General features: G+C 73.6%; 2 protein-coding genes. Both read left to right on the top strand.

Features of this window, described 5'->3' with window-relative positions:
• The coding region (locus tag NX801_RS30540) for an SDR family NAD(P)-dependent oxidoreductase (RefSeq protein WP_258791217.1) at positions 1–2,289 on the top strand (2,289 nt) is incomplete at its 5' end.
• A 47-nt stretch (positions 2,290–2,336) separates the two neighbouring features.
• A partial coding sequence (locus NX801_RS31110) for a polyketide synthase docking domain-containing protein (protein ID WP_428986276.1) occupies positions 2,337–2,449 on the top strand: 113 nt, incomplete at its 3' end.

Genomic DNA, 2,449 nt, shown 5'->3' on the forward strand with positions numbered 1-2,449 from the left:
CTGGACGCGCCGGAGAGCGCTGTGGCGGACCCGGCGACGGATCCGGTGGAGGCGGAGTTCTGGGCGACCGTGGAGCGGGAGGACCTGGGGGCGCTCGCGGAGACCCTGGACATCGCCGCCGGGGATACGTTCAGCGACGTACTGCCGAGGCTGTCGTCGTGGCGGCGCCGGCGCAAGGAGCAGTCGACCGTGGACGGCTGGCGCTATGGCATCACCTGGACCAGGCTCCCCGAGCCCGAGAGCCGGGACCGGGCCGGCGTCTGGCTGGTGCCGGTGGGCGCCGAGCGACTCCGTGACGACTGGATCACCGCCTGCCTGCGCGCGCTGACCGGCCGGGGACTGACTCCGGTGCCGGTCCCGGTGGAGCCGGCCACCGACCGCGAGACACTGGCCGCGCGACTGGTGGAGGCGGCCGGTGACAAGGACATCGCGGGCGTTCTCTCGCTGCTCTCCGTCGACGGTTCGCCCGCCCCGGCGGCCCCCGCGCTGACCACCGGCGCCGCACTCTCCGTTCTGCTCGTCCAGGCCCTGGGCGACGCGGGCATCGGGGCCCCGCTGTGGTGCGCGACCCGGAACGCGGTGGGCGTGAGCCCCGCCGAAGGGGTGACGGAGCCCTGGCAGGCCCAGGTCTGGGGGCTGGGCCGGGTGGTGGCGCTGGAGCATGCGCGGCGCTGGGGCGGTCTGGTGGACCTCCCGGACCTGATCGACGACCGGATAGCGGGCCGCCTCGCTGCGGTCCTCGGCCGGTCGGCGCAGGCCAGTGCGGGGGCGAAGGACGGCCCCGCGGCGAAGGACGGAAAGGCGGCGGGACCGGCGGCGGACCGGCCGGCCGAGGATCAGGTGGCCATCCGGGACCGGGGGGTGTTCGGGCGGCGTCTGGCGCGGCTGCCCGCCTCCGGGAGCGGCCCCCGGTGGTCGCCGCGTGGCACGGTGCTGGTCACCGGTGGTACGGGTGCGCTGGGTGCTCATGTGGCCCGCTGGCTGGCGGGCGCGGGTGCCGAGCATCTGGTGCTTTCCGGCCGGCGGGGTCCCGAGGCGCCCGGTGCGGCGGCTCTCACGGCCGAGCTGGAGGCGCTGGGAGTCCGGGTGACGGTGGCGGCGTGCGATGTGGCCGACCGTGAGGCGCTGGCGGCGCTGCTCGCCGAGCATCCGGTGAACGCCGTCGTCCACGCGGCCGGCACCGCCGAGGCGGGCATGCTCGCGGACACCGGGCTCGATGCCTTCGCGGCGACGGTCGCCGCCAAGAGCCTCGGGGCCTGGCACCTCCATGAACTGCTCGGAGAAACGGAGTTGGACGCCTTTGTGCTCTTCTCCTCCATCTCCGGAGTGTGGGGAGGCGGCGGGCAGGCCGCGTACTCGGCCGCGAACGCCTTCCTCGACGGCCTGGCTGAGCACCGGCGGTCCCGGGGGCTCACCGCGACCGCGATCGCCTGGGGCCCGTGGGCCGAGGGCGGTATGGTCGCCGACACCGGGGACGAGGAGCGGCTGCGGCAGCGCGGACTGACCGTGCTGCGGCCGGACCGGGCGATCGCCGCGCTGCACGGCGCGCTGAGCGACGGGGACGGCACGGTCACCGTGGCGGACGTGGACTGGGAGCGGTTCATCGTCCCGTTCACCCTCAGCCGGCCCAGCGCCCTGCTGAGCGACCTGCCCGAGGTCAGGGCCGCCCTCGCCACCGGGACCGCCGGAAGGGCCGGGACCGCCGGCCACACCGGGCAGGCCGCCGAGGCGTCCGCGCTCAGGGAGAAGCTGTCCGGGCTGTCCGGCGGCGAACAGGAACGCCTGCTGGTGGACGTGGTGTGCGCGCACGCGGCAGCCGTCCTCGGGCACAGCGGATCCTCGGCGGTGGAACCGGACCTGCCGTTCCGGGATCTCGGCTTCGACTCCCTGACAGCGGTGGAGCTGCGCAATCTGCTCACCGCCGACACCGGTCTGGCCCTGCCCGCCACCCTGGTCTTCGACCACCCGACGCCCGAGGCGATCGCCCGGCAGTTGTGGAGTGAACTCGTCGGTGAGGCGGGCTCGTCCGAGGTGTCGGTCTTCAGCGAGCTGGACCGGCTGGAGGCGGTGATTTCGACCGCCGCCGCCGAGGAGACGGTCCGTTCAGGGGTTCGCAGGCGCCTGCGGGAACTGCTGTCCCTGCTCAACTCGACCGGTGAGCAGAGCCGTTCGGGGGACCCGGGTGACCGGGGCGAGGACGGAAGGGCACCCTCCGATGCCCGGCGACTGGCGGACGCGACGGTCGAGGACATCTTCGATCTGATCGACAAAGATCTAGAAAATTCCTAGTTCTCGGCGCTCTAGCGTTGACGACGGCCGAGGACGGATGGGGCGGGATGAGCAGCAACGAAGACAGGCTTCTCGAGTATCTCAAGCGTGTCACCGGGGACCTTCGCCAGGTCCGGGAGCGCCTTCGTGAGGTCGAGGAGAAGGACCAGGAGCCCATCGC

This window comes from Streptomyces pyxinae (assembly GCF_024756275.1).
GTDB classification, from domain to species: Bacteria; Actinomycetota; Actinomycetes; order Streptomycetales; family Streptomycetaceae; genus Streptomyces; species Streptomyces pyxinae.